At 77.9% G+C, this 2,277-nt stretch carries 2 protein-coding genes and 1 pseudogene; all 3 read right to left on the bottom strand.

The window, feature by feature from the left end:
• Window positions 1-883, bottom strand: an 883-nt coding sequence (locus DVA66_RS19570) for a transcription antitermination factor NusB (protein ID WP_332872896.1), incomplete at its 3' end; no start/stop codon positions are given.
• Window positions 880-1,800, bottom strand: a complete 921-nt coding sequence (fmt, locus tag DVA66_RS19565; protein WP_114561485.1) for a methionyl-tRNA formyltransferase — start codon at window positions 1,798-1,800, stop codon at window positions 880-882. The genes DVA66_RS19570 and fmt, both read right to left, overlap by 4 nt.
• A gap of 61 nt (window positions 1,801-1,861) precedes the next feature.
• Window positions 1,862-2,277: pseudogene (locus DVA66_RS19560) on the bottom strand (primosome assembly protein PriA); the annotation flags it as partial.

The following is a 2,277-nucleotide window of genomic DNA, read 5'->3' as shown; positions in this document are numbered from 1 at the left end:
GCTGCCGCTCCGCGGCCACCAGCCGGGTGCCCGGGCCGGCCAGCGCGGCCAGCAGCGCGGTCTTGCCGCCGGGTCCGGCGCACAGGTCGAGCCAGGGCCCCTCGGGTGCCTCGACCCGGGCCAGCGCCAGCGCGACCAGCTGGGAGCCCTCGTCCTGGACGCCGGCCCGGCCCTCGCGCACCGCGGCCAGCTCCCCGGGGTTGCCGGTGACCCGCCAGCCGAAGGGCGACAGCCCGGTCGGCTCGGCGCCGGCGGCCTCCAGCTCCTCGGGCTCGACCAGCCCCGGTCGCCGCACCAGGGTGGTCACCGGGGTCACGTTGTCGGCGGCGAGGGCGTCGGCGGCCTCGTCGCCGAGCAGGTCGGTGAAGGCGTCCACCACCCAGCGCGGGTGCGCGGTCGCCAGCGCGAGCCGCTCCGGCGGGGGCAGCGCGGCGCCCAGCTGGTCCACCCACTGCTCCCAGCTGCGCTCCCCCACCCGGCGCAGCACCGCGTTGACCAGTCCGGCGACCCGCTCGCCCACGGCGCTGCGGGCGAGGTCGACGGAGGTGGCGACCGCGGCGTGGTCGGGGACGTCCATCCGCAGCAGCTGGTGGGTGCCCAGACGCAGCACGTCGAGCACCGCCGGCTGCAGGTCGGTGACGGCGCGGCCGGAGGCGGCGGCCACGACCCGGTCGTAGCTGCCCTCGCCGCGGCAGGTGCCGTGCAGCAGCTCGGTGGCGAAGGCGGCGTCCCGTCCGGTCAGCCGGCGCTGGGCCAGCAGGTCGGACAGCACGAGGTTGGCGTAGGCGTCGGAGGCGTGCACGGCCCGCAGCGCGTCGTAGGCGACCCGGCGGGCCTGGTCCACCCGGGGACGTCGCCGCGCGCGGCCTCGGGCCTGGCTCACCCCAGGGTCTCGTCGGGCTCGAGCTGGACGCCGCGGGCCCAGTCGGCGGCGGCCATCGGCTTCTTGCCCGGCGGCTGCACCTGCCCGAGCTCGAGGGCGACCGTGCCGGTGCCGACCCGCATCGCCCGCTTGGTGACCGCGATCCGTCCCGGCGGCAGCTGCTCGTCGGTCAGGGTGGCCGAGCCGATCTTGAACCGCTCCCCGCGGAAGGTGGTCCAGGCACCTGGCGCCGGGGAGCAGCCGCGGATGGTGCGGTCGAGCACCTCGGCGGGCCGGCTCCAGTCCAGCTCGGCGTCGGCCACGGTGATCTTGGGCGCGAGCGAGACGCCCTCGGTCGGCTGCTCGACCGGGGTGGCGGTGCCGGCCTCGATCTCGTCCAGGGTGCGCACCAGCAGCTCCGCCCCGGAGCGGGACAGCCGGGTCAGCAGGTCGCCGGAGGTGTCGGTGGGGCCGATCCGGTCGCGCACCTCGCCGAAGACCGGCCCGGCGTCCATCTCGCGGACCAGGCGGAAGGTGGTGGCGCCGGTCTCGGGATCGCCGTTGAGGACGGCGTGCTGCACCGGGGCGGCACCGCGCCAGGCGGGCAGCAGCGAGAAGTGCAGGTTGACCCAGCCGTGGGCCGGGATGTCGAGCACCCGCTGGGGCACCAGCGCGCCGTAGGCCACCACCGGGCAGCAGTCGGGCCGCAGCGCGGTCAGCGCGTCGACGAACTCCTCCTCGCGGGGATGAGCCGGCTTGAGCACCGGCAGCCCGGCCTCCTCGGCGCGCAGCGCGACGGGGCTGGGGGTGAGCCGTTTGCCGCGGCCGCTGGGGGCGTCGGGACGGGTGACGACCGCCACCACCTCGTGGGAGGAGGCGAGCAGGGCGTCGAGGGAGGGCACCGCCACCTCGGGCGTGCCGGCGAAGACCAGGCGCACCTGCCGCAGTGTAGGCCCGACCACCGACGGAGCCCGGCGCCGACCAGCCGCGGGCGCCGGCTCAGCCGAAGACCACCGGGTCGACCCGGACCCGCAGCGCCCCCTCGCTCTTGCGTGCGCTGCGCACCGACTGGGCCTGGCGCACCTGGCGGACCAGCTCGGGCCCGCCGGGTGGCGGGCAGCGCAGCACCAGCCGGTGCCGCTCCCCGTCGGCGGTGGCGTCCAGCTCGACCGGGCCGAGCACCTCCACCCCGGCCGCCTCGAGCCGGTCGCCCTCCAGCAGCGACTGCAGCTGCCGGACGGCCTCCGCGCCGCCCTCGACGGTGACGGTGCGCCACGCCGGCCCCAGGTGCGCCTCGGCCCGCTCGGCCAGCTCCCGGGCCGCGAAGCCGCCGGGGTCGAGCCGCACCAGCGCCTGCAGCGCCCGGGCGTCGCTGGGCCCGACCGCGATCACGGTGCCGTCCTGGTCGCCCGGGC

Source organism: Desertihabitans aurantiacus, assembly GCF_003344635.1.
GTDB classification, from domain to species: Bacteria; Actinomycetota; Actinomycetes; order Propionibacteriales; family Propionibacteriaceae; genus Desertihabitans; species Desertihabitans aurantiacus.
The sequence above is the reverse complement of the archived record's forward strand: the minus strand, read 5'-3'. Positions and strand labels throughout refer to the sequence as shown.